This window comes from Candidatus Methylomirabilis limnetica, from assembly GCF_003044035.1.
Classification (GTDB): Bacteria; Methylomirabilota; Methylomirabilia; order Methylomirabilales; family Methylomirabilaceae; genus Methylomirabilis; species Methylomirabilis limnetica.
The window spans coordinates 20,974-46,690 of sequence record NZ_NVQC01000030.1 but is presented as its reverse complement, the minus strand read 5'-3'; the positions used below and the strand labels follow the sequence as shown (position 1 = coordinate 46,690).

The 25,717-nt window shown below is 58.5% G+C and carries 23 protein-coding genes; all 23 read left to right on the top strand.

Translation table 11 applies throughout. From position 1 onward, the window contains the following. The first annotated feature begins 10 nt into the window (after positions 1-10). A complete protein-coding gene (locus CLG94_RS11545) occupies positions 11-868 on the top strand; it encodes a shikimate dehydrogenase (protein WP_107563701.1) in 858 nt (285 codons plus the stop codon). Positions 869-956: 88 nt separating this feature from the next. Next, positions 957-2,654, top strand: a complete 1,698-nt coding sequence (gene pilB, locus CLG94_RS11540) for a type IV-A pilus assembly ATPase PilB (protein WP_107563699.1) — start codon at positions 957-959, stop codon at positions 2,652-2,654. 159 nt (positions 2,655-2,813) lie between these two features. After that, positions 2,814-3,893, top strand: a complete 1,080-nt coding sequence (locus CLG94_RS11535) for a type IV pilus twitching motility protein PilT (RefSeq protein ID WP_107563697.1) — start codon at positions 2,814-2,816, stop codon at positions 3,891-3,893. A 133-nt stretch (positions 3,894-4,026) separates the two neighbouring features. Beyond that, positions 4,027-5,238 carry a type II secretion system F family protein gene (locus tag CLG94_RS11530; RefSeq protein ID WP_107563695.1) on the top strand — a complete coding sequence of 404 codons (1,212 nt, stop codon included), beginning with the start codon at positions 4,027-4,029 and terminating at the stop codon, positions 5,236-5,238. Between the two features lie 79 nt (positions 5,239-5,317). After that, complete coding sequence (locus tag CLG94_RS11525; protein WP_107563693.1) at positions 5,318-6,997, top strand: two-component system sensor histidine kinase NtrB; 1,680 nt, start codon at positions 5,318-5,320, stop codon at positions 6,995-6,997. 172 nt (positions 6,998-7,169) lie between these two features. Further along, the gene (locus CLG94_RS11520; RefSeq protein WP_107563691.1) at positions 7,170-8,591 is read left to right on the top strand and encodes a sigma-54-dependent transcriptional regulator; all 1,422 of its coding nucleotides are present in this window, start codon (positions 7,170-7,172) and stop codon (positions 8,589-8,591) included. 650 nt (positions 8,592-9,241) lie between these two features. Beyond that, on the top strand, positions 9,242-9,712 hold the full coding sequence (locus CLG94_RS13820) for a type II secretion system protein (RefSeq protein ID WP_107563689.1): 471 nt from the start codon (positions 9,242-9,244) through the stop codon (positions 9,710-9,712). Positions 9,713-9,839: 127 nt separating this feature from the next. Then, positions 9,840-10,310 carry a GspH/FimT family pseudopilin gene (locus tag CLG94_RS11510; protein WP_107563687.1) on the top strand — a complete coding sequence of 157 codons (471 nt, stop codon included), beginning with the start codon at positions 9,840-9,842 and terminating at the stop codon, positions 10,308-10,310. Between the two features lie 11 nt (positions 10,311-10,321). Continuing rightward, positions 10,322-10,762 carry a type IV pilus modification PilV family protein gene (locus tag CLG94_RS11505; RefSeq protein ID WP_107563685.1) on the top strand — a complete coding sequence of 147 codons (441 nt, stop codon included), beginning with the start codon at positions 10,322-10,324 and terminating at the stop codon, positions 10,760-10,762. 13 nt (positions 10,763-10,775) lie between these two features. Continuing rightward, complete coding sequence (locus CLG94_RS11500; RefSeq protein WP_107563683.1) at positions 10,776-11,633, top strand: PilW family protein; 858 nt, start codon at positions 10,776-10,778, stop codon at positions 11,631-11,633. Further along, positions 11,630-12,955 (top strand): hypothetical protein, encoded by a 1,326-nt coding sequence (locus CLG94_RS11495; protein WP_107563681.1) that lies wholly within the window; start codon positions 11,630-11,632, stop codon positions 12,953-12,955. Before CLG94_RS11500 ends, CLG94_RS11495 begins: the two co-directional genes overlap by 4 nt. A 371-nt stretch (positions 12,956-13,326) precedes the next feature. Continuing rightward, positions 13,327-14,055 (top strand): prepilin peptidase, encoded by a 729-nt coding sequence (locus CLG94_RS11490; RefSeq protein ID WP_275666233.1) that lies wholly within the window; start codon positions 13,327-13,329, stop codon positions 14,053-14,055. 163 nt (positions 14,056-14,218) lie between these two features. Continuing rightward, a complete protein-coding gene (locus CLG94_RS11485; RefSeq protein ID WP_107563677.1) occupies positions 14,219-15,793 on the top strand; it encodes a glycosyltransferase family 2 protein in 1,575 nt (524 codons plus the stop codon). Between the two features lie 175 nt (positions 15,794-15,968). Next, entirely contained in the window at positions 15,969-17,123 is a 1,155-nt protein-coding gene (locus CLG94_RS11480; RefSeq protein WP_161954159.1) for a glycosyltransferase, read from the top strand. Positions 17,124-17,146: 23 nt separating this feature from the next. Next, positions 17,147-18,034: a site-specific tyrosine recombinase XerD gene (gene xerD, locus CLG94_RS11475; RefSeq protein WP_107563674.1), complete on the top strand. Its 888-nt coding sequence runs from the start codon at positions 17,147-17,149 to the stop codon at positions 18,032-18,034. A 224-nt stretch (positions 18,035-18,258) separates the two neighbouring features. Continuing rightward, complete coding sequence (locus tag CLG94_RS11470; protein ID WP_107563672.1) at positions 18,259-19,581, top strand: CCA tRNA nucleotidyltransferase; 1,323 nt, start codon at positions 18,259-18,261, stop codon at positions 19,579-19,581. Positions 19,582-19,815: 234 nt separating this feature from the next. Further along, a complete protein-coding gene (locus CLG94_RS11465) occupies positions 19,816-20,460 on the top strand; it encodes a site-2 protease family protein (RefSeq protein ID WP_107563670.1) in 645 nt (214 codons plus the stop codon). 199 nt (positions 20,461-20,659) lie between these two features. Continuing rightward, positions 20,660-21,646 (top strand): tryptophan--tRNA ligase, encoded by a 987-nt coding sequence (trpS, locus tag CLG94_RS11460; RefSeq protein ID WP_107563668.1) that lies wholly within the window; start codon positions 20,660-20,662, stop codon positions 21,644-21,646. Between the two features lie 136 nt (positions 21,647-21,782). Continuing rightward, the gene (guaB, locus tag CLG94_RS11455) at positions 21,783-23,246 is read left to right on the top strand and encodes an IMP dehydrogenase (protein WP_107563666.1); all 1,464 of its coding nucleotides are present in this window, start codon (positions 21,783-21,785) and stop codon (positions 23,244-23,246) included. A gap of 108 nt (positions 23,247-23,354) precedes the next feature. Further along, entirely contained in the window at positions 23,355-24,887 is a 1,533-nt protein-coding gene (gene guaA / locus CLG94_RS11450) for a glutamine-hydrolyzing GMP synthase (protein ID WP_107563664.1), read from the top strand. A gap of 149 nt (positions 24,888-25,036) precedes the next feature. Continuing rightward, complete coding sequence (locus CLG94_RS11445) at positions 25,037-25,180, top strand: type II toxin-antitoxin system PemK/MazF family toxin (RefSeq protein WP_107563662.1); 144 nt, start codon at positions 25,037-25,039, stop codon at positions 25,178-25,180. A gap of 37 nt (positions 25,181-25,217) precedes the next feature. After that, positions 25,218-25,433 carry a DUF433 domain-containing protein gene (locus tag CLG94_RS11440; RefSeq protein ID WP_107563660.1) on the top strand — a complete coding sequence of 72 codons (216 nt, stop codon included), beginning with the start codon at positions 25,218-25,220 and terminating at the stop codon, positions 25,431-25,433. Between the two features lie 4 nt (positions 25,434-25,437). Beyond that, positions 25,438-25,659: a pilus assembly protein HicB gene (locus tag CLG94_RS11435; RefSeq protein ID WP_107563658.1), complete on the top strand. Its 222-nt coding sequence runs from the start codon at positions 25,438-25,440 to the stop codon at positions 25,657-25,659. Positions 25,660-25,717: the final 58 nt, after the last annotated feature.

Sequence of the window (25,717 nt, the reverse complement as noted above, 5' to 3'; positions counted from 1 at the left end):
GTAGTTACAAATGAGATTTACTGCCGCAGCAAAGGTGTTCGTCCTCTTCGGTGATCCTGTGGAGCATAGCCTCTCGCCGGCTATGCAGAACGCCGCACTCCAGGCGGCCGGAATCGATGGCCTCTATATTCCATGGCGGGTGAAGAGCGCCGACTTGCCGACCGCATTCGAGTCACTTCGCGGGATGGAAAACTTCGGCGGCGCGAATGTCACGCTTCCCCACAAGGAGCAGGCCGCCGTGTTGGTCGATACCCTGACAAAAGAGGCCGCCTCGGTGGGCGCGGTCAATACGGTTGTTGCCAGAGGCGGTCGTCTACTCGGAGCCAATACTGATGGACAGGGGTTTCTCCGATCGCTTCATGAGGAGGCGGATTATCTCCCGCGCGGGAAGCCTGCTGTCATCCTTGGGGCAGGCGGGGCGGCACGGGCTGTATCCGTCGGCCTGGCCGAGGCTGGCGCTGAAGAGATCGTTATTGTCAACCGGACCATCGAGCGAGCGCAGTCGCTGGCTGAGTTCGTGAACCGGGAAACCGGGGTCTCGGCCGTCGGACTGGGACTTGACGATCCTCGGATGCCGGCCAGGGTGAGAAACTGTGCCCTGATGGTCAATACCACATCGGTTGGGCTCAGCCCTTCAGATCCTCCGTCGATCGACCCGAGCCTTCTTCAGCCCGGGATGCTGGTGTACGATCTGATCTACCGGCCACTGGAGACTGCGTTGCTACGAGAGGCAACGAAGCGGGGGTGTCAGGTTATGGGTGGACTGGGGATGTTGCTGTACCAGGGCGCCTTGGCCTTCGAGCTGTGGACCGGGCAAAAGCCTTCAGAGGAGGCTATGCGGCAAGCCCTCGTTGCTGCGATTGCTTGACTTATCCGAGGTATAATAAGATCATGGTTTGATGCTAATGCCTGAGTTAGTTGTGATGCGATAGCGCTAGGCAAGAAAGGATAGATGCATGGCACAGGTACGAGTGGGCGAGATGCTGCTGAAGGCCAACCTGATCACGCCCGAGCAGTTAGATCAGGCCCTCGCAAAGCAGAAGACTACCGGCGGGCGGATTGGAGTGGTTCTCGCCAAGCTCGGGTATATCGACGAGGATGAGATCGCATCGTGTCTAGGCCGCCAGTATGGGGTGCCGTCCGTTGATCTGAACACGATCAAGATCGATCCTCTTGTCCTCAATCTCATTTCTGGCGAGGTGGCTCGTAAGCATCAGATCGTCCCTCTGAGTTGGTCCGGGAGCAGCCTTACGGTTGCTATGGCGGACCCGTCCGACTTCGGTGCCATCGATGAACTCAGATTCATCACCGGCCACAACATACAACCGATGGTCGCCCCGAAAGCCACGATCCAGAATACCCTCAATAGATACTATAACTCTGCCGAAGTCGCCCAGGGCTTGGTCAAGGACTTTCAGCAAACGGAGCTGGTGAGCGACGAGCCGAATCGTGGGGAAACTAATCTGGCCGAGCTGTATCGATCCACCGAAGACGCCCCGGTGGTGAAGCTGGTCAACCTCATCCTGACCGACGCGATCAACAAGGGCGCCTCTGATATTCACATGGAGCCCTACGAGAAGGCATTCCGGATTCGCTTCAGACTCGACGGCATCCTCTATGAGGTGATGTCCCCGCCCACAACGCTGCACGCCGCGGTCATCTCTCGCATCAAGATCATGGCGCAATTGGATATTGCTGAACGGCGCATACCTCAGGACGGGCGGATCAAGGTCAAGATGCAAAAGCGGGAGCTGGACCTTCGGATCTCTACAGTCCCGACGCTGTTCGGCGAGAAGGTGGTCATGCGACTTTTGGACCGCGCGAGCATCGAATTGGACATGAGCAAGCTCGGGCTCGAGCCTGAGGAGCTGGTCAGGCTCGAAAAGGCCATCCTCGCCCCGCACGGCATGATCCTGGTGACCGGCCCGACCGGGAGCGGGAAGACGACCACGCTGTATTCGGTGCTCAACCGGCTCAACAGTCTCGGCACCAACATCATGACCGCAGAAGACCCGATCGAATACAACCTGACCGGGATCAACCAGGCTCAGGTAAAGCCGGATATCGGCCTGACCTTTGCGTCCCTACTCAGGTCGTTCCTCCGACAAGACCCGGATATCATCATGGTGGGAGAGATCCGCGATGCCGAGACGGCCGAGATCGCGATCAAGGCCGCCCTGACCGGCCACCTGGTGCTGAGCACAGTCCATACCAACGACGCGATCAGTACGGTGGGGCGGCTTATCAGCATGGGCGTGCCGGCGTATCTGGTGAGCGCCTCGCTCAACCTGCTGCTCGCCCAGCGTCTGGTCCGACGACTCTGCGCGGAGTGCCGGACGGAGGTCAAGGTTCCCGTCTCAACCCTCACGGACATCGGTTTCAGTCCGCAGGAGGCGAAGACTCTGACCTGCTATCAGGGAAAGGGGTGTAACGCCTGTCGTGACACCGGCTATCGGGGCAGGATCGGCCTCTACGAGGTAGTGCTGCTAAACGAACAGATTCGGGAGGCGATCCTGAATGGCGCCTCCATCAGTGAGCTTCGTCTGCTTCAAGCCAAGTACGGGATGAGGCGCCTGGAGGAGAGCGGCCTGCAAAAGATTCGGGAAGGCGTCACCACCGTCGCGGAGGTCGTTCGGGTCACCAGTTTCTTTTAATATAGGTAGATAGGCTGAAGGCTGAAGGCTTTTAGGGGTAACCACAGGATTTCCGAAAGAAGAGTTACCGAGAAGGTCTTGAATGGCTTGATTCGAGCGTTGCGTGATGATTGATATACTTCAGTCTTCAGCCTGGACACCTAGTTGAGGGCGTGAGTCATGAATCTGCACGAGATGTTGAAGGAGATGTTTGATCGCGGCGCCTCCGATCTTCACCTGACCGTGGGCGTCCCACCGATGTTGCGCGTACACGGCCGAATCTTGCCTCTTGGGGATGTGCCACTGGCCCCAGCAGAAACGAAAAGCTTGGCCTATAGCGTCCTGACTGACGCCCAGAAACGGCAGTTTGAAGAAGAGAAAGAGCTCGACCTCTCCTTCGGAATTAAGGACTTGAGCAGGTTCCGCGCCAATCTCTATAATCAGCGAGGAGCCGTAGGGATGGCAATCCGAGCCATCCCATACGCTATTCGCCCCTTCGAGGAATTGGGCCTGCCCAAGATTGTGGCCGATCTCTGTGAGAAGCCGAAGGGGCTCATCCTCGTCACCGGAGCGACCGGCTCCGGGAAATCGACCACGCTGGCCACCATGATTGATAAGATCAACTCTGAGCACCATGAGCACATCGTCACCATCGAAGACCCCATCGAATTCCTGCACCATCATAAAAGCTGCATCGTGAACCAGCGCGAGGTTCACTCCGACACCCAATCGTTTGCGGAGGCATTGAGAAGAGTCCTGAGGCAGGATCCCGACAAGGTCCTCATCGGAGAGATGCGGGACCTGGAGACAATTGCTGCGGCCCTCACTATCGCAGAAACCGGGCACCTGACGTTCGCGACGCTGCATACCAGCTCGGCCGTGGAAACCATCAACCGAGTCATCGACGTCTTTCCCGCAAATCAGCAGCCGCAAATCCGCGCCCAGCTCTCCTTCGTCCTGGAAGGAGTGCTCTGCCAGGCGCTTGTCCCCAAGAGCAATGGCCAGGGGCGTGTGCTCGTATTGGAGGTCATGATCCCGAACCCTGCTATCCGCAATCTGATTCGAGAAGACAAGATCCACCAGATCTACTCCACGATGCAAGCCGGCCAAGATAAATTCGGGATGCAGACGATGAACCAGTCGCTCCTTGGGCATTATTTGAGGCGGAACATCACACTGGAAGAGGCGATGCTCAGGAGCTCATTGCCTGACGAACTGACCCAGATGATCCAGCGGGCGCAGCAAAAAAGCAGGGTCTAGGGTTCAACGTTCAACGTTCAACGTTCAATGTTCGAGGTTCAAGGTTCAAGGTGCAATGTTCAACGTGCAAGGTTCAAGGCGTAAAGACTCTTAACTTTGAACGTTGAACGTTGAACTTTGAACGAGGTATATCATGCCGATTTTTGCCTATCGCGGACGAAGTCAAGCGGGCCTGGTGGTTGCCGGGAAGATGGAGGCCAAGACCATGGAGGCAGTGGTTGCGGGGCTCCGCCAACAACGGATCTTTCCGATTTCCGTCAAGCCGCAGTCTAAGTCGATCGAGCTCAATATTCCCGGATTCGGCAGGAAGGTGAAGGAGAAAGAATTGACCGTTTTCACCCGCCAGCTTGCCACCATGATGGACGCCGGACTCGCCCTGGTGCAATGTCTGGATACCTTGGCATCCCAACAGGAGAATAAACAGTTCAAGAAAACCCTCACCGAGGTCAGAGAGGATGTGGAGGGGGGCTCGACCTTCGCGGCAGCCCTCAAACGCCATCCGACGGCATTCAATTCGCTGTACGCCAACATGGTTGAGGCGGGCGAGGCCGGAGGGCTGCTCGACACGATCCTGAACCGCCTGGCGGTGTACATTGAGAAAGCAATGACCCTTAGGCGGAAAGTCAAAGGGGCCCTGATCTATCCCAGCACGATCGTGACGGTTGCCATCGGTGTCGTCATCTTTCTGCTAGTCTTCGTCATTCCGACCTTCGTGAAGTTGTTCGAGGGGGCAAAGGTCGAGCTTCCCCTGCCAACTCGAATTGTCATGGAGCTGAGTCGCCTCGTTCAGACATATATCCTGGCCATTCTCGGCCTCTTCATCGCAGGGATCTTTGGAGTTCGGCTCAGTTATAGAACGGAGACGGGTAGGAGGACTGTTGATGGGCTACTTCTGCGGATCCCGGTATTCGGACCGCTATTACGGAAGGTGGCAGTTGCAAAGTTTACGCGGACCCTTGGGACATTGATCGCCAGCGGGGTCCCCATTCTTGACGGACTGGATATCACGGCGAAAACCGCCGGGAACAAGGTTGTGGAAGAGGCGATCATGAAGACCCGCGTGAGTATCACTGAAGGGAAGACCATCGCCGATCCCTTGAAGGCCTCCAAGGTCTTCCCGCCCATGGTCGTACAGATGATCAGCGTTGGGGAACAGGCCGGGGCGCTGGACTCGATGTTGGAGAAGATTGCCGATTTCTACGATGCCGAGGTCGATCAAGCGGTCGCAAATCTGACCGCCCTGATTGAGCCGATACTGATGGTGTTCCTCGGAGTGGTCGTGGGCGGCATGATCGTGGCGATGTATCTGCCCATCTTCAAGATGGTGACGGTGATAGGAAAATGAACGACAGCAATCAGCTATCAGCCGTCAGCTCTCAGCCTGCTTGTTCTAGCTGATAGCTGATAGCTGCTCTTGAGAGCTGATGTTCAGCACAGAAACGCTTTCGACGGAAGAGGCCGCGCTGAGACGACAGATCAAGTGGCTGATCGGCCTCCGGCTCCTCGTCGCATTCCTGTTTTTAGGCTCAGCAGGCCTCCTCGCCCTCCGGGAACATCCTCCCTTCGCACTTACCCCCCTCTTTGTCTTCATCGCCTGCGCCTGCCTTCTCACCGTCCTCTATTTGCGCGCGCTGAACCGCACCACGCGGCTGAGGCGGCTCTGTGGCCTGCAGGTCTGGATCGACGTCGTCCTGGTCACTGCCCTGGTGCACTATACCGGCGGGATCGAGAGTCTCTTTGCGTTTGTCTACATCTTTCCGGTCCTGGCCGCGGCCATCCTCCTGTCCCGACGATCGAGCCTGTTGCTCGCCGGCGGAAGCACTATTCTCTATGGAGTACTAATTAATCTCCAGCTCTATGGACTTACGAATCGGGCGCAATTCCTCTCCACGGGAAGCACCGCGCACGATCCCGCATACGCGCTCTTGCAGCTCTTCGTCAACAGCGTGACGTTTTTTCTTGTGGCTCTCCTGGGCAGCCAACTTGCCGGGCGGCTCAAAGAGGCGGGTCGCGAGCTGGAAGAGCGACGGATCGACCTCCGCAATCTGCGGACCCTTCACCAGGACGTCGTCGAGCAAATCCCGAGCGGGATCGTGACGCTGGACCTCGAGGGGAAGATCGTGTCGTTGAACCAGAGCGCGCAAAGGATCATCGGCATCACGGCCGAACAGATACGAGATAAGAGCTGGCGAGAGACCCCTTTTGGAGAGATCAAGCAACTTGAGACGTTCTTCTCTGCCCCCACACCCACCTTTGGCGGACTCTCCCAGGAGTTTGAGATTAAGCGTCAGGATGGCCAATCTATCCCGGTCGGGATCAACCTGACACCGCTGAAGTCGTCTGAGGGCAGGCTCGTAGGTCTCGTGGGCATCTTTCAGGACCTGACGGAATGGAAAAAGACGGAGGCCAGGCTTCGCCAAGCCGACCGGCTTGCGGCGGCGGGACAACTGGCGGCCGGACTGGCGCACGAAGTCAGGAATCCCTTGGCCGCGATCAGCGGCTGTATTGAGCTGATGAAGGAAGCTGGAACGGCCAAGCCTCAACTGCTCGATATTGTTCTTCGCGAGGCCGAGCGATTGAAATTGGTGACGGGGCAGTTTTTGGATTTTGCCAAGCCGACCCTGGCATCACAGAAGCGGTGCAATCTCGTGGCGTTGGTCGCAGAGGCGGTCTTGCTCTTGGAAAAGAGTTGCGATAGCGCCCACCCAGTGACCTTTTCCATTCAGCGGGAGGCCGAGGAGGTTATGGCTGCAGGTGATCCTGATCAGTTAAAACAGGCGCTTTGGAACCTTGGGCTCAACGCGATTCAGGCCATGCAGATGGGCGGGCAGCTCAGCTTTGCCATCCGCCGTCATGGATCTACAAACGGCGACGGCTGGGTGGCGATTGAGTTGACTGATACAGGACGGGGGATCTCGCCAGGAGAGCTCAAACGGATCTTTGATCCATTCTATACGACGAGGCCTGGCGGTACAGGCCTTGGGCTTGCCATTACGCAGAAGATCATCGACAATATCGGCGGTCGGATCGAGGTGATCAGTAAAGAGGGGAGCGGGTCAACCTTCAGGGTCTTGCTCAAACAGGCCCCGGATGAACAGACCTAAGACCTAAGACCTAAGACCTAAGGCTGAAGGCTGAAGACTTTTAGGGGTAGAAACCGAGAAGGTTTTGAATAGCTTGATTCGGTCCATGCGCAACGACTAACAGCCTTCAGTCTACAGCCTAAACACCTGAGTAGTTACCAGCCTTTAGCCTATCTACCTGAGGAGTTACGTAATGGCAACGATATTGGTCGTCGATGACGAGCAGGGGATGCGTGAGTTCCTCACCGTCCTTCTGGAACATCAGGGGTACCGTGTGATCGCCGCCTCTGATGGCGAGCAGGCGCTTCAGCTCATCGCGCACCAGCCCCCCGATCTGGTGATCTCTGATGTTCGTATGCCGAATGTGGATGGAATCGGCCTTCTGGCTGGAATACGAGAAACACATCCGCATCTCCCCGTCATCATGATGACGGCGTACGCCTCTTCGGATTCGACGATTCAGGCCATGCGTTTGGGGGCTGATGACTACATTACCAAGCCGTTCCGAATTGACGAGATCCGGTTGGTGGTGGAAAAGGCTTTGGCAAAGCGCCGGGCAAAACAGCGCGATCAGACCGCCCAGCCGGCGATGCCTGAAGAAGCGCAGCTTACGGGGATCATCGGCCGAAGCCCGAAGATGATCGAGCTGTATAAGCTGATCAGCCGAGTCGCCGGACTGGATTCGACCATCCTGATCACGGGAGAGAGTGGAACAGGAAAAGAGCTGGTGGCCAGAACCATCCACTATGCGAGCCCTCGGGCTGACAACTCGTTTCTTGCCATCAATTGCGGGGCCATTCCCGAGCAATTGTTGGAGAGCGAGCTGTTTGGCCACGTGAAGGGGTCATTCACCGGGGCGGTCTCGCACAAGGCCGGGCTATTCGAGGTGGCCAATCGCGGTACCGTACTGTTGGACGAGATCGCCGAGATGAGCCCGAGCCTGCAGGTCAAGCTCCTTCGATTCTTGCAGGAGCGGACCTTCAGGCGGGTCGGGGGAACGGAGGACCAGGAGGTGGATATCCGTCTCATTGCCGCCACGAATAAGGATCTGGCGAAGGCAATCGTCGACGGCACGTTTCGTGAAGACCTGTTCTATCGGCTGAATGTGATCCCGATCCCCTTGCCGCCGCTTCGTGAGCGAACGGAGGATATCCCCTTGCTGGCGAACAATCTGCTGGCCCAGTGCGTGCTTCACCAGCGGAGAGGACCCGCTTCGATCGCACCGGAGGCCATGGAGATCCTGATGCGGCATCGATGGCCTGGCAACGTCAGGGAACTTGAAAATGTCATCGAACGGGCCGTCGCCCTCGAGACCACCGATCAGTTGACACCGACCAGCATCCCCATGCAGGTGAGGACAGAGAGTCAGGGTAACGGGCAGCAAAAGCTCTGGACCTTCACCCTTCCGCCGGAGGGGATCGACCTGGAAAACACCGTCTCGGAAATCGAGAAAGATCTGATGCTCCAAGCCCTCGAGCGCTCCGGATGGGTCCAGAGCAGGGCTGCAGAACTCCTCAATCTCACCTTTCGCGCCTTTCGTTACAAGGCCAAGAAGTACGGCATATCCAAAGCCCACGGTAACTACAAGGTAGATAGGCTGAAGGCTGAAGGCTGAAGGCTTTTAGGGGTAAGTCATGCGTGATCATACAAAACTCCGACAAGACCTTGAATCCACTGGGGGTTCATTCCCCGCGGCGTGCCGCGAGTTCGTCATACCGGCGGACCCCGGATCGGAGTCCGGGGCAGGCGCCGGTATCCAGGGGGTCCGACTGGATTCCCCCGTATCCAGTACGGGGCAGGCGTGTCAAGCACGGAATGACGGGCCAGAACAGAAGACGATGCCCCCCAGCTTGCTGGGGGGGGGTTCTTTACTGGCTTGATTCGTGCCTTGCGAGATCATTTAGAGCTTTCAGCCTACAGCCTAAACACCTGAGTAGTTCCCCCAAATCGTCAGTCACCTGACACTTTTTGTCACCTCTCCGTAGGTTTAGGTCATCCACCAGTCTCTTCTGCCCTGATACTGCCGGCTTGGCGTCATCTCATCCCCTTACCCAGAAAATCGCCCACGACTAAAATCCCCCCTCGGGTTCCCCCCTTTATTAAAGGGGGGTTGGGGGGGATTTTCATGATGCACGGATAGCCCTGGGGCCATAACAATTTTGATCAGCAGGGGTGTCGAAGTCAAGATGGCACGGCGCCTGCAACGTAGAGAAGCCAGAGAGTTGTTGTTGAGTCGGTGAACCTTAACGGTAAAGGAGAAGAGAAATGGAGCCCCTGAGAAAGAAACTGATCGGACGGAAAGGTGGATTCACGTTGATTGAGTTGATGATCGTGGTGGCGATCATCGGTATCCTGGCGGCGATCGCCATCCCGATGTATGCCAATGTCCAGAGGGGAGCGCGGGTCGCCAAGGCCCAGGCAGACACCCGAACCCTCGGCGGCGCCGTCAGCGCCTACGCGGCCCACATGGGGGCGCCTCCTGCATCTGGGCCTGCAGGCCTTCTCCTCCTCGCTGCCGCCGCGGTGAACCCTCAGGGGCTGTCTGCTGGGCCGTTCATGGCGGGCATCCCAACTCCGCCCCCAGGTGGTACCCCCGCGTGGCCGTTGCCAGCGGTAGGCTACACCTATACCAATGGCACGGCTCCCGGTGGCGCCGTAATTCCGGGGGCCTTTGTCGTCTGCGCCACAGGTGACGACACCGGTGCCAACAGCGGAGGCGGGGTCACCTGTCCGTAAAGCCTTTGACGGGGAGAGGCGAGAGCCTCTCCCCCGTTTCCCTTTTCTTCCGCACGTGCCACTGTGGGACGGCGTGGAGGCTGTCTCACAGTGGTGAGCCATCTCTCTGAGGCGAAGGGGTGTTCAGATGGTCTTTCGGCAGAGTCGAGTGGATGGTCAACGGGGGTTTACCCTCGTGGAGCTGATGATCGTTATTGCGATCATCGGGATTATCAGCATGATGGCCACCCCCCTGTTTATGACCTTTCTCAGGGCGAGTGAAACGCGGGGAGCGTCCCAGGAGCTGGCGGCGCTGCTCCACCAGGCCCGCGAGCTTGCCATCGCACGCAACACCGATTACCGCGTAGAGATCGAGCCGGACAACAATCGACTACGCTTTGTCAGGACCAGCGACAATGTGGTATGGACCGGCCCTGGAACCGATGGTCAGGGCTACAGGCGACTGGTCAACCAGGCTCGACTCACCAACCCGACCGCCAACCCGACCTTTAACCGGCTCGGGACCGCTGGCGGAGGGACCATCACCGTGCAGAACTCCCAGGGCACGTCAGCCCTGGATGTCGTCGTTGCCTCTTCGGGCCGCATTCGAATCGAGTAAGGAGGAGCGAGATGCGAGATCGCGGATTCACCCTCGTCGAGGTCCTGATTGCCCTCGCGATCCTTACCATCGCACTCTTAGGGGTGGCGGCGACGACCGCGCTTCAAGGCGGCGGGATCGCCGGCACCTTCCCATTCGGCCAGGCCGCCGTTACGCGAGGCTATTATCTGTCGACGGCGACCATGCTCGCCCAGGACCGGCTGGAACAGGTGAAGCGAGTCCAGTACCGGGTGGGGGCCGACCCCTTTGCTCCAGGCAACCCCCCGCTTGGCTTCACGGATGAAACCCCCGTCAACGGCTTTCCCAATTTCAATAGGCAGGTGAGAGTCGTGGACGGCCCGGCCGCGGATACCAAGCGGGTAACCGTCACCGTGGCCTTCACTCTTCCCACGGAGCGGGGAGCGAACCAGGAGAGCATGAATATAAGTACGCTCGTCGCCGCGAGGCCGTAAGGGGACACGGATCATGAGGCGCCACACGAGGGCAGAGGGGTACACCCTGGTTGAGCTGTTGATCGTCCTGGCGATCGTGGGCATGGTTGCCGGAGGTATCGTCGGAGTCTATCAGGTCTCTCAGGGCATCTACACCCGGGCCACCGCCTTGGAGGATGCCCAGCTCGGCGCGAGGGCAGGCCTCGATCGCATGGCAAGCGAACTCAGGCTGATAGGCTCATACTGGGTTGGGGCTTCCTGCGCGCCGCTGCCCAACTGCAACGCGATCACTGCTGCCACCCCTACCAGCATAACCTTTAGGGCGAACGTGGACGACTCTTCCGTGATCAATGGTGCTGAGGCGACACCCAGTCCCACAACCACTGGGAATTCTGTTCCTTTGAGCATAACGGCAGGGCAAACCGGCGATGCGTTCAAGGTGTATCAGAATCCGGCTGACAACGATTATATCTATATCGCCAATGGGGGTAGGCGGGAGGTCAAGCAGATTACGGACATAAACGGCAGCACTCTTACCCTTGCCTCAGCCCTCAGTTCACCCTATTCCGCCGCGGGCAGTCTTGTCCGGGATGTCAAGATCATTACCTATACCAGAAATGCAAGTGCCACTTCTACGTGCCCCACTTTGACTTGTCTCACCAGGACTCAGGGCGGAAGCGGCGCCGATCCTATAGTTGACAATGTCTCAGGCCTGACCTTCTTCTATTTCCTTTCCAACGGGGTGACGCCGACTACGGATCCAGCCCTTATCAGGGAGATCCAGATCGACCTCACAGTCTGTATAAAACGGACCCCCGCCGCCTCCTGTCAGGATCCAGACAGCAGCTCACGCCAGATGACCACCAGGGTGAAGCCGAGGAGTCTGCCATGAGGCATAAGCGGTTTGGCGATAATCGTGGGGTGGCTCTCCCGCTCGCGCTCATGGCCTTCGTCGTCCTGGGGGCGCTCTCGGCCGCGCTCTTGGCTGTCGGGAGCTCCGAAGTCCAGATTGCCAGCAACCATCTCCGCGGGACTCAGGCGTTCTTTCTGGCCGAGGCCGGACTGGAGCATACTTTTAATAGGGTCAACGTTCTGTGGAACACCTCACGCGCAAGCCTCCCGACAAACGCCGCCTATCCTCCTCAGCCTGTCCCAGGCATCGAGGCCAATACGCCGTTGGGCGGAGCAGGAAACTACACTGTTCAGTACCAGGCGGCGGGCCTCTGGACATGGAGGGTGGTGTCAACTGGCGTCAGCGCCATCGGAGGGTCTCAACAGATTCGCAGAGCTGTTATGAGCACCTTTTACCAATCCCGGAACGCCATCGTGGCCAACGGTGACCTGACCATTGGGGGCAGCTCATTCGTTTCAGCAACGAATGGGCAATGCGGGAACGTTCATTCCAACGGGGATCTTACCCTGGGCGGCAATACGACAATTTTGGGCTACGCCGCAGAGGCCGATAATGGTGATCCCAACGATGCTGACCCCGTCCAGGTGAACGGCGGCAGCGTGAATGTTACAGGTGGCATCAGGGATCACGCACCAACAGAGCCGCTTCCGCACATCGATCCGGCTGGTTTCCTGGCAGACCTGAAGACTAACCCAATGGGCATGGGCGCCCCCCCCTTAGATCACCTGATTCAGATGAAGGCGAACGGGGAGGTGCTCGACGGCAGCGACGCCCTGATCACAACCCTGGCCGATAACGGCAGTTACTGTGGATGGACGTACACCTCCGGTACCCCCCTCGCTCAGTGGACATTCAACGATAACACAGTCCTACCAGACTGTAACGGCACATATTACTTAGAGGGAAACGCCACGGTGGTAGGCAGTCCAGGCTCTGACGCCACGCCGTGGAAAACCACCCTTATTGCCACCGGTGATATCGACATCCAGGGCAAGCCGACGATACAAGCCGACGCGAATTATACCGTTTCCGATACGCTCTTTTATTCAGGCCGTGATATCGAGATCAACGGTACCCCGAGCAATGGGTACAACGGGGTGATCGCAGCTCACGAACAGTTCTATCTCCACGGCAATGGGACCTTTACCGGATTCATCGTTGGTGAAAACGCCCCTAATACGGTCGGCAGCCTCGTGAATGCCAACAACAACATCGTGAGCGGCAATATCGGGCTCACCTACAAGTGCGACGCCAATCCGCCCCTTCAAGGCCCACTCCGATTCCTGTCCTGGGGACTCTAGACCCTTCCGTTACAGCCCAAGAATAGCAACAAGCATTGACGGCCCAATCTGTTCATGTGTCCGTCATTGCGAGAGTAGCGAAGCAATCTCGCAATGTTGTGCTGAGATTGCCGCGCACCCTTCGGGTGCTCGCAATGACAGGCAAGTGAACGGGTTACGCTGTCAATCTTATTCTTGTGTTACAGCTTTAGGGTTGGTAACCTGTGCAGGAACTGCTATCCTACAGGCCAGCGAGCCTGTTCTGCAAACCCTTGATCATGCTTCGACAGGCTCAGCACGAACGGAAAACGTTAACCTAAGGTCAGCTTCCATTGCCAGACAATCTCTCACTGGAAAGCTTATCAGTAATCTTGAGCATCCCCTTGGGGCTCGTGGTCGGAAGTTTCTTGAATGTCTGTATATGGCGTATCCCGCGTGACGAAGGCCTCGCCTTTCCTGGATCGCACTGTCCTCAGTGCAATGGCCTGATAGCCTGGTACGATAATATCCCTCTTGCAAGCTTTGTATTACTTGCGGGCCGATGCCGTCGGTGCAAGGCGTCAATTCCCTGGCGTTACCCGCTTGTAGAAGGGCTTACCGCAGGCCTTTTCCTCATGACGGTATTACACTTCGGCTTTAATATCCGAACAGTGTTCCTCCTGCTTTTCCTCTCGGCACTGGTGGTCATTACATTTATCGATCTGGACCATGGCATCATTCCCCATATGCTCAGTCTTCCCGCCATACCGATTGGCCTCGTCGCAAGCATCCTGACCTCCGATCCGTCGCCGATTGAAGCCGTGACAGGAGCGCTGATCGGAGCCGGACTGGTGTACCTGATTGCGGTGTATGCGGAGGTGGCCTTGAAGCAGGAGAGCATGGGTGGCGGCGATGTCAATCTGCTCGCCATGATCGGGGCATTCCTGGGGTGGCGCCTCATGCTCGTGTCGTTTGGCTTCGCGGTCGTCTTCGGCGCCTGTCTTTCGCTGGGACTGATCGCAGCCGGTGTGTTATCGCGGAAAGACCGGATTCCATTCGGGCCGTTTCTGGCGCTCGGCGCGGTCATTGCTCTGTTTGGTGGAGGTCGTGTGATCGACTGGTACGTCAATCTCTTCCGATGATGGCCACCCAAGAAGAGAGATTGACAGCGCAACCCGTTCATTGGCCTGTCATGATATATTCGTAGGGGCGGGGTTGATCCCCGCCCGTTAATCGGGAGGGCATAAAGCCCTCCCCTACGGTGCGAGCGCCCGTTGGGTGCGAGTTCACTTCTAGGAGTTCACTATGACGCAGCGCGATAGTTCCACACCTATGCATGGGGTGGTCGAGCGGGTCCTGGATATCCTTCCGATTCTCACGACCCTCCTGCTCCTCTCGATCTACCCGCTACTCCGATACCTTCCTGGCGATCCGTTCTGGTCTGAGGTCTTTCGATTTGCCGTCATCACCCTCTGGATCGGCTACCTGATCATCAATCAGGTCCGGGCTCATAAGACGCGACAGGAGCTACTGGCCAACATGGAGACCGACTGGTGCAGTAGGATCGAGACCTCTGGCCACTCCTTGAGTCATTATGCGATCCTCATGCCCTTGAAGCGGGAGAACAACCGCCGCGTGCTGTTTCAGGCGATGCGTTCGATCAAGAGGCAGCGCTACCCGATGGAGCAGATTACCCTGATTCCTATCGTGGAGGCGGAAGACCGAGAGACGCTTCACACGCTACGCGATCTCCTCCCGACGCTCGAGAAGACCATCAGGATCAGGCTCTTCACCTATCCTACCGACGGGATCGTGAACAGATGTAAGGCGACATCGATTAGCGCGGCCGGCCGTTATCTTGCGCGCCAGATCGATGATGGCGCGCTCCGGGATGAGGACCTGAAGATTCTGATTATCGATGCCGATACGATTCTGCACCCACAGGATCTTGCCTTCCGGGAGCATCGCCATCGGCTGGAAGCGGAACGTGCGATGGCCAGGGGAGACCGAGGGGTCGTCCTGCAGTCGCTGACCACCTACACCTCGAACTACTGGAAGGTGCCGATGCTGCCTCGTCTGCACAACTCCGGGTTCGTCCTGTATCAGTTGGGAAAGATGCAGACTGCCGGCGACTATCTGGTCCTGGGTCCCGGGACGAGCCTCCTATTCCGTGATTTCCGTACGGTGGACTACTTTGAACCGAATCGTCACAACGAGGATATGCAGTTTAGGTACAAGGTGGTGATGGAAGGGTTTCGCGTGGCCCCTGTCAAGATGCCAACCTGGGGACAGGCGCCGCTCACCACCAGGGACTCGTGGGGCCAGATCGCCCGTTGGGCACGCGGCGCGGTGGACGTCAAATTCGTGGTCAATTACGTGCGAAGATTTGACGATATGCGGGTGCCGCTGCTGAAGCGGAAGTTGTTCCTGGCGCTTCGGGCGCTGTTTGCCAACGCGATGCCACCTCTCATGGTCTTTTTACCGGCGCAACTGATCCTGATCTCCTGGATCAGCCCCTGCGTCAAGGAGCTGTGGCCGTTTCAGGTATTCCTCTCGCCTGATGTGCTCGCCTTACGGATCGGGAGTAAGGGCCTGTGTGTGAGTCCACTCGCCGCCTTTAATCTCCAATTCCAGACGATTGTACTGACCGCTTCGATGTTCTTGAGCATGGTTTTAGTCCCCCACACGCTGAAGCCGATCATTTATCAACGGCCGCCTCGCCGTTGGCGGCAGTCCAGGAAACTCTTTGAGTGGTCTCGCCTCACCTTCGCACCGATCAATTTGCATAACTATTTCCTGATGGCTACGGCACAGCTTTACATGCAGGCTCGCCTGGCGCTTGGCATCTCCATTACTCACACGGAGGTCACCCGGAAATGATGTGCGGGATACGAAGTGTAGGGGCAGCCCTTGTGGCTGCCCTAAGCGCGGGGTACAAAAACCCCCCACCCCCCCTTTACAAAAGGGGGGCACGGGGGGATTTGCCGTGCTTGGTACTGCGAAGTGCGAAGCGTAGGGGCAGTCCCTCGTGGCTGCCCTAAGTGCGAGGTGCTGGGTGCGGATCGGTTTTTTTACCTGCAACGCCTCCCCGCTGCTGAACGGCCTCGCGGTCTCCATTCAACAATTTGCCCTTCACCTGCGTCGCCTCGGCCACCGGGTCTTTATCTTTGCACCGCGTTACCCGGGCCGCCAGGAGGTAGAGCCCGACACCTACCGGTTCCCATCGCTGCGCGTTCCGACACATCACCGCTATGCCTTGCCGATTCCAGCCGCCGCCGTGGGGCTTCGTCGTCTGATTCCACGCCTTGGGCTGCAGGTCATCCATGCTCACCACCCGTTCCTTGTCGGGCCTTACGCCCGCCGATTGGCTCGCCGTCTACGAGTCCCGTGCGTGTTTACCTATCATACGCTGTACGAGCATTATGCCCATTACCTGCCGGTCGTCTCGCCCCTGGCTGCCAGGATCGCGGAGGCCCGGAGCTATGCCTTCGCCAACCAGGCCGATCTGGTCATCGCGCCCACTTCAGGGGTGCAGGAGCGGCTGCTCACCCATGGGGTCACCTCTCCCATTGAAGTGATTCCAACGGGGATCGAGCCGCCGGAAGAGCCGGAGGAATCGAAGACCCAGATTCGGCGTCGCCTGGGTGTGCCGGAGGACGGGCCGGTCCTCTTGTACGTGGGGCGGCTGGCCAGGGAAAAGAATCTCGAGTTGCTCCTGCGGGCAGTCCGCGCCGCGATTCGGGGTGCGCCCAACCTCACTTTGTTGGTAGTCGGGGAGGGGGATGAGGAGCGGTCGTTACAGCGGCTGGCCACCCATCTGGACATCGCTGACCGCGTCCACTTTGTGGGCCCGGTTCCGCACCAGGCTGTGGGCTGCTGGTATCGGGCTGCGGACCTCTTTGTCTTTCCGTCTGTCTCGGAGACCCAAGGCCTGGTCGTGCTCGAAGCGATGGCGCACGGGCTCCCCGTCTTGGCCGTCCGGTCTGTTGGCACCTCGGATTTCATTGTCGATGGAGTAAACGGCGCGCTGGCCAATGATGCCGAGAATGATTTCGTCCAGCGCTTGCTCACGTTGCTTCGCGATGGGGCGAGCCTCCATCGCTACGCCGAGCAGGGCAGGGTGAGGGCGATGCAGATGACGGCCGAAGCCTCGGCCGCACGGCTGCTCGAAGCCTACGAGCGGCTCCTAACAAGGGCAGCTGATAGCTAATAGCTGTCAGCTGACAGCTGACCATGGAGCAGTTGATCGAGGAATACCTGAGGTATCTCACGGTCGAGCGGGGACTGGCTGAGAACAGCCTGGCAGCGTATGCGCGGGATCTTCGCCGGATAACCGGTTACCTCAAGCACGCTGGGGCTAGCGCATTCCAGGAGGTCAGCCGCGGGCAGGTCGCGCGCCTGCTCTTGACGCTCCGAGAGGAGGGGTTGGCGCCTCGCACGGTCGCGCGCCACATTGCGTCGCTGCGGGGCCTCTTCCGGTTTCTCCTGGCGCAGGGCCATGTGAAAGATGATCCCACCGCGCACCTCGAGTCCACGAGCCCCTGGATGCGTTTACCAGGGGTGCTGAGCCAGGAGGAGGTGGAGCGGCTGCTGGCCGCGCTGGTCACCAGCAATCCGCGAGGTATCCGTGACAAGGCAATGCTGGAGGTGCTGTACGCGGCCGGCCTTCGAGTGTCGGAGCTGGTAACCCTCCGGTTGTCCGATGTGGACCTGGAAGTGGGCTACGTGCGCTGCCAAGGAAAGGGCGGGAAGGACCGTGTGGTTCCACTGGGGAGCGATGCCCAGACGGCCGTTCGCCAGTATCTCGCTACCTCAAGGCCGCATCTTCAAAAAGGACGGTCAAGTCCTGTGCTATTCTTGAACCGCCTTGGGTGGCCGATGACGCGTCAGGGCTTCTGGAAGCTCCTCCGCGCGCATGCGGTAGCGGCGGGGATCGATCGGCGGGTGACCCCTCACACGCTTCGCCATTCTTTTGCCACGCACCTGCTCGAGCGCGGCGCCGATCTTCGGGCGGTCCAGATGATGTTAGGTCACGCCGATATCTCCACGACGCAGATCTACACTCACGTCTCCCGGGCGCACCTGAAGACGGTCTACAACCGCTACCACCCAAGGGCCTAAGGACAGGGTTTAGGGTATAGGGTGTAGGGTGTAGGGGTGCGAAGTGCGTAGGGGCGCTGCTTGCTGCGCCCGGTGCAGGGTACGACATGTAGGGGCAGCCCTTGTGGCTGCCCTAAGTGCGAGGTGCGACGCACCCCCTCCTTAACCCTCCCCCCTCGGAGAGCCTGCCCCGGACTCGATCCGGGGGGGAGGGGACGGGTGGGGGGGCTTTCGAGGCAATAACGATGTCAACGCATGTGATGCAGCTTCCACAATTCCGAAAGCTTGACCCTCTCAGCCGGAGGGCGCTGGAGGCTGCACGCAGGGCTGCCGCCCCTTCGCCGATCTATGTTGTCGGCGGCTATGTGCGGGACCTGCTCCTTGGCCAGGGCAATGTTGATATCGATCTGGTAGTTGAGGGCGATGCGATCGCTGCGGCCAAACGTCTGGCGCACTTCCTCAGGGCAGTGATGACGTCTCACCCAAGGTTCGGAACTGCCCACCTACGGCTTCCTGGGGCCTGTCCCCGACGCCGATCGGGGAGCAGAACGCTCGATCTCGCCACCGCCAGGTCGGAACGATACCCGCATGCTGCCGCGCTGCCGGAGGTTCAACCCGCCCCACTGCTCGCCGATCTGCTTCGACGGGATTTCAGCATCAATGCTATGGCTGCCCGCATCGACCGTCATCGGTTCGGACCGCTCATTGATCCACTGGAAGGACTCCGGGACCTGGAGCGCGGGCGGATCAGAGTCCTACACGAGCGGAGTTTCATCGACGACCCCACCCGGCTCTTCAGAACAGCCCGGTTTGAGGGCCGATACCGGTTTGTTATTGCTCGAGGCACCTTGCGGTTGATGAAGGCTGCAGTGAAGGGGGGAGTGATCAGGCATCTTACCGGTTCGAGAATTTTCAGGGAGCTCTACCTGATTGCGAAGGAACCATCCGCTTCCCGCATCATCAGGCGTCTTGGGGATCTGGACGTATTGACGGCTATTCATCCGAAGCTCGCCCTCCCTGCTGCCGCCTTCGGTCTGCTCGAACGCGTGGGGCGGATACTCACTCAGGCATCATCGATGCCGTTACTGGAGGGAGCAGCAGAAGATGAGGTACTTCTCCTTGGGATGCTCTATCTGTTGCATCCAAGGACGGTTGTTGCCATCCTCACAAGGCTCACCCCGCCCCAAGGGATTGCCGAGAAGCTTGCGGCCGACCACAAGGCATGTCGACAAGCTGTGCAGAAGCTGACACGCGCCATCGATCTTCGCCAAAGCCGGATCGCCCGGCTTCTCGATCCCCTTTCACCGGAGGCCAGGATCGTGCTCCTGGCCGGACTTGTGAAAGGATCGGCGCAGGAGGCGGTCTCCGAATATCTCGCCACCTCATGGAGCGTTGTGCCGCTGCTCAAAGGGGGGGATCTGGGCCGGTTGGGGTTCCAGCCCGGCCCCATCTATCGGAGGATCCTTGCCGCCCTGCGCTCGGCCAAGCTGGACGGGCGCCTCCGCACCAAAGAGGATGAGACCTCGTTTGTCCTTCAGCGCGTCGCCCAGGGGGTAACCATTCAGTGAGAGGGGGAAAATCATTAAAGAAAATGTGGTGTTTTTTATAAAATCCCCCTTAATCCCCCTTTTCCAAAGGGGGAAACGGTTAGTCCCCCTCTTTGGAGAAGAGGGGTTAGGGGAGATTTTCCACCCGTAACTGAATGGTTACCTCAGGGGAGCCTTCGGGATTGACAAGGGGGGTCCCCTTTGTTACGGTAAGTTCAGGCTAATTTAGGCTGGGTGCTAGACAATAGAGATGACATGTTTGATCTAACGCAGTTCATTCTGAATACGAGCGTGAAGCTGCCGGCTATCCTGGCAGCCTTGACGTTTCACGAGTATGCCCACGGGTGGGTTGCCGACAAGCGTGGCGATCCAACCGCGCGATTGTTAGGCCGCCTCACCTTTAACCCCATCGCCCATCTCGATCCGGTCGGAACCCTGGCGCTGATCTTCACGCCGGTGGGCTGGGCCAAGCCGGTTCCGGTGAATTTCGACAACCTCCGACATCCGAGGCGCGACATGATTTTGGTGGCGGCGGCTGGACCTTGCGCGAACCTCATCCTCGCTTCCGTGTGTGCTTTGTCTCTTCGGTTGTTCGATGGGACGGCAGAGGTGGGTGAGTCCACCGGGTTGCTTTCGTGGCTCAGCACACCGGTCCATCATATGTTGCACTGGAGCGTACTGATCAACGTGGCGCTGGCCATCTTTAACCTGATTCCCTTGTTGCCGCTCGATGGCGGCCGCGTCTTGGCCGGCCTCTTGCCGCCCCGCCATGCCGCCTCGTACAGCAGGATCGAGCGGTACGGTTTTGTTGTTCTAATGGTTCTGATGTTCAGCGGGGTGGTAGATCGCCTGATCTGGCCGCCCATCGCGCTGGTTGCCGGGCTGTTGCTCGGCGTATAGCAGGGCAAAGGGTAACTACTCAGGTGTTTAGGCTGAAGACTGAAGACTGAAGGTTCTAAATTATCTTGCACGGCACGAAACGAGCCATTCAAGACCTTTTCGGAGTTTTGTATGATCACGCATGACTTACCCCTAAGAGCCTTCAGCCTTCAGCCTATCTACCTATCTGAGTAGTTACGGAAAAGGAGCACATTCGTCGATGTCGAAGAGTCGGGTCTTGAGTGGGATGAGGCCGACGGGGCGCCTTCACCTCGGCCACCTGTTCGGGGCCTTGGATAACTGGCGTCTATTACAGGAAGCGTATGAGTGCTTCTTCTTCGTGGCCGACTGGCATGCGCTCACGACCGAGTACGCCGAGACGAAGGGCATCCGGGAGAATATCCGCGAGATGGTCCTGGATATGCTGGCGACCGGGATCGACCCCTCGAAAGCGCCCCTCTTCCTGCAGTCCAGGCTTCATGAACATGCGGAGCTGTACCTGTTGCTGTCGATGATCACGCCTGTCCCCTGGCTGGAGCGGAATCCAACGTACAAGGAGCAGCAGCAGGAGCTCACCACCAAAGACCTCAGCACGTACGGATTTCTGGGTTACCCGGTCCTGATGGCCTCGGACATCCTACTCTACAAGGCTGAATATGTGCCGGTCGGTATCGATCAGGTACCGCATTTGGAATTGACACGGGAGATTGCGCGACGCTTCAACCACCTATACAGTGAGGTCTTCGTTATACCGGAGGCGCTCCTGACGGAGTTCCCGAAGGTTCCGGGCACCGATGGCCGCAAGATGAGCAAGAGTTACGGTAACGCCGTCTATCTGACCGACTCGTCCGAACAGGTGACCGCAAAGATCAGGCCGATGGTGACGGATCCTGCCAGGGTGCGCCGGAGCGATCCCGGCAATCCTGATGTCTGCCCGGTCTTTGACCTGCACAAGATCTTCACTCCTAAGGTCGAGCGGGACACCATCATCGATCCCGGCTGCCGGACGGCAGGGATCGGCTGCCTGGATTGTAAGGGGGTTCTCCTGCAGCACATGCTTCCGATCCTTCGGCCCATTTACGACCGGCGGCAGGAGCTGGCAACTCGCCCGGAGATCGCTCAGGAGGTATTGGAAGATGGGTACTCCAAGGCCAAGAAGGTTGCGAGCGAGACCCTGTCAGAGGTCAAGGCCGCGATGGGCATGTAACCCGTTTCGAGTTTCGCGTTCCGAGTTTCGAGTTCGGAGTACCAAGTTCTGAGTTGAAAGGAGATTCGGGAGTTCCTCAAACTCGAAACTCTAAACCCGAGACTCGAAACTCATGACTCAACGATGAGGTGCCGTGATGCTTGATCGCTCGATTCCAGATGGACTGACGTTTGACGACGTACTCCTGATTCCTGCGAAGTCCGAGGTCCTGCCACGGGATGTCGATGTGTGTACACGCCTGACCAGACGTCTCACGATCAACATCCCAGTCGTCAGCGCCGCGATGGACACCGTGACCGAGGCCACGATGGCCATCGCATTAGCCCGGGAGGGGGGAATTGGTATGATCCATCGGGCCTTCCCTCCGGATCGGCAGGCCCGTGAGGTCGACAAGGTCAAGAAGTCCGAGAGCGGGATGGTCGTGGACCCGATTACCGTCTCACCAGACCAGAAGCTCTCTGATGCCGTGGGACTGATGCAACGCTATCGAATCTCCGGCGTCCCCGTGACGCAGAACGGAAAATTGGTCGGCATCCTGACCAACCGTGACATTCGCTTCGAGACGAAGCTTGACCTGAAGATTTCCCAGGTGATGACCAAAGAGCGACTCATAACAGCGCCGGTCGGGACCAGCCTGGAAGAGGCGAAGGAGATCCTCCATCAGAATCGGATCGAGAAGCTGCTGGTGGTGGATGATGACTTCAACCTCCGCGGTCTCATCACCATTAAGGATATCGAGAAGACGATCAGGTACCCGAACGCCTGTAAGGATGAGTTGGGGCGACTGCGCGTGGGTGCGGCCGTCGGCGTGAGCGAAGAGACGCCGGAACGGGTAGACGCGTTGGTCAGGGCCGGCGTCGATGTCCTGGTGGTGGATACCGCCCACGGACACAGCAGCGGGGTGGTAGAGGCGGTAGCCACGATCAAGCGGCGCTACCCCGATACCGAGGTGATCGCCGGAAACATCGCAACGGCGGAAGGGGCCGAGGAGCTGATCAGGGCCGGGGCCGACGGACTGAAGGTCGGAATCGGTCCAGGCTCCATCTGCACGACCCGGGTGGTCGCCGGAGCAGGAGTCCCGCAGATCACAGCCATCGCCGAATGCGCCAAAATCGCCGACCGACATGGTGTCCCAATTATTGCCGACGGCGGCATCAAGTTCTCGGGCGACATAACCAAGGCGATTGCGGCCGGGGCGCATGTCGTGATGCTTGGAGGTCTGCTGGCGGGGACCGAGGAGAGCCCAGGCGAGACGGTCATCTTTCAGGGACGGACCTATAAAGTCTATCGGGGCATGGGTTCGTTAGGTGCCATGCAGCGTGGTGGAAGGGATCGGTACGGCCAGGAAGCTGAAACAGAGGAGAGCAAGCTTGTTCCCGAGGGGATTGAGGGGCGCGTGCCCTATAAAGGGACTCTGGCTGGCAGCGTGTACCAACTCGTTGGGGGGCTGAGAGCCGGCATGGGTTATTGCGGTTGTTCCACCATTGAGGATCTTCGCCAGAAGGGCCGCTTCATTCGGATCACGTCCGCAGGTCTCCGCGAGAGCCACGTGCATGACGTCATCATCACAAGAGAAGCGCCAAACTACCGGTTGGATTAAGAACAGCGTTCAGCCGCGTAGGGGCGCCGCTTGCTGCGCCCTCTTTGGGCAGGGCAGGCCCTGCCCCTACACCGATCGCTGACGGCTGATCGCTGAAAGCTGCTCTCCATGAATAAGATCCTGATCCTTGACTTTGGCTCGCAGTACACGCAGTTGATCGCCCGCCGCGTCCGCGAACTGGGTGTCTTCTGCGAGATCCATCCATTCAGCCTGCCACTAGACGACATCAAAGTCTTTGATCCAAAGGGGATCATTCTCTCCGGTAGTCCGGCCAGTGTCTACCAACCGGATGCTCCACTCTGCCACGGCGAGGTCATCGAGCTGGGCGTGCCAGTCCTGGGGATCTGCTATGGGATGGGGATTCTCGGGCACCTTCACGGCGCTGTTACGACTCGATCGGCCTACCGGGAATATGGTCGGGCGAAGCTCGTGATCGACGATAGCACCGATCTCTTCTTCAACCTTGAAGGCGATCTCAGCGTCTGGATGAGCCATGGGGACAAGCTGGAGGGGATCCCCGACACGTTCCGTCGCCTCGCCCACACAGCCAATGCGCCTTTTGCCGCGATCCGCCATCGAGTGCAGCCGCTCTTCGCGGTTCAGTTTCACCCTGAAGTCGCCCATACTGACAGCGGGAAGGCGATCCTCGGAAATTTCCTGTTCAAGGTCTGCGGTTGCGCCTCGGATTGGCAGATGCGTTCCTTCGCCGAGATTGCCATCGATCGTATTCGGCGCCAAGTAGGGGATCGGCGGGTCCTCTGTGCCCTGAGTGGCGGAGTCGATTCTTCGGTCACCGCGCTGCTAATCCACCAGGCGATCGGTCCGAAACTCACCTGCGTCTTCGTGGACAATGGCCTGATTCGGAAGGGCGAAGAAGCGCAGGTTCTTCAGGCTATGGGCGAGCACCTGGGTCTCCACCTGATCTCGGTCGATGCGGCGGAGCGATTCCTCGCCCGGCTCAAAGGGGTCATCGATCCCGAGGAGAAACGGAAGATCATCGGCGCTGAGTTTATTGCCGTCTTTGAGGAAGAATCACGGAGGCTGGGACGATTCGATTTCCTCGCACAGGGCACGTTATATCCAGACGTGATCGAGAGCGTATCGGTCCTGGGGCCTTCGGTCACGATCAAATCCCACCACAACGTAGGGGGGCTGCCGGAGCAGTTCGATTTTGAGCTGATCGAGCCGCTGCGAGAGCTGTTTAAGGATGAGGTGCGAGAGCTTGGGAAGGAGATCGGCCTGCCGGATGTCATTCTCTGGCGCAAGCCGTTTCCAGGTCCTGGCCTGGCCATCCGGATTATCGGAGAGGTGACGAAGGCTCGGCTGGACCTACTCAGAGAAGCCGATGCCATCGTCGAGGCGGAGGTGGCGAAGACGGAGGTGGGCCGCGAATTGTGGCAGGCGTTTGCTATCCTGCTCCCGATTAAAACCGTCGGCGTCATGGGCGATGAGCGGACCTATGAGCATGTTATCGCCATTCGGGCCGTCACCAGCCTCGACGGGATGACGGCCGACTGGGCGCGCCTGCCGTATGACCTGCTCCAGGCGATCAGCAGCCGGATCGTGAGCGAGGTGAAGGGCGTCAACCGCGTCGTCTACGACATCTCCTCGAAGCCTCCGAGCACCATCGAGTGGGAGTGAACCAGCAAGCTCGATCGCCGCAATACAGGCTTGAGGATCTTCTCAAGAGGGTATCCAAGCGTAATATTCACCCCGAGTTTAAGACCGGTCGGCCTGTCGGCAAGGAAGCTTTGTGATGGCAAGTACCGTATGTCTCAGACTGCGGGGACATTGTCTGGGTCGACTGTGATCCCCAGGCAGGACATAAACAGGTCGGCCGCCGGCCGGCCTTGATCGCCTCCCCCCAGTCCTACAACCAGAAAGTTGGCTTAGTTCTTCTTTGCCCGATCACAAATCAGATGCAAGCGTGCTAGGCTGGAGTCGGGTCAGCTACCACGAACGGAGAGCAGGATGCTTGTTCCAGAGCCATTGATCACAACATCGCCAGATCGACTGAGTGGTATCCCCGTCTTTGCTGGCGCCAGAGTGCCTATCCAGACTCTCATCGATTATCTGGAAGCCGGGGATACCCTTGATGAGTTTCTGAAGGACTTTCCCATCGTTTCCCGTGAACACGCCATTGCCGTTCTCGAGTTAGCCAAGTCCGCCCTCCTGACGAGAAGGTGAGTCAATGAAAGAGAGCGATCAGTATCATAAGTGGGTCGAGTGGAGTGAAGAAGATCACACGTATATTGGGAAGTGTCCTGATTTGATTACCGGAATTCATGGAGATGATCCGGTCAGACTCTACAGTGAACTGTGCGAAGTGGTCGAGGATGTCATTCGTCATTTTGAGGCTAAGGAACGCCCACTTCCCAGTCCTCGCATTCGCCCCATGCAGGAAGTGGCGTAAGGTTCGAACTACAGAAAACGAATGGACTTGATTACTGTAAGCCAGCGCCTAACACCGA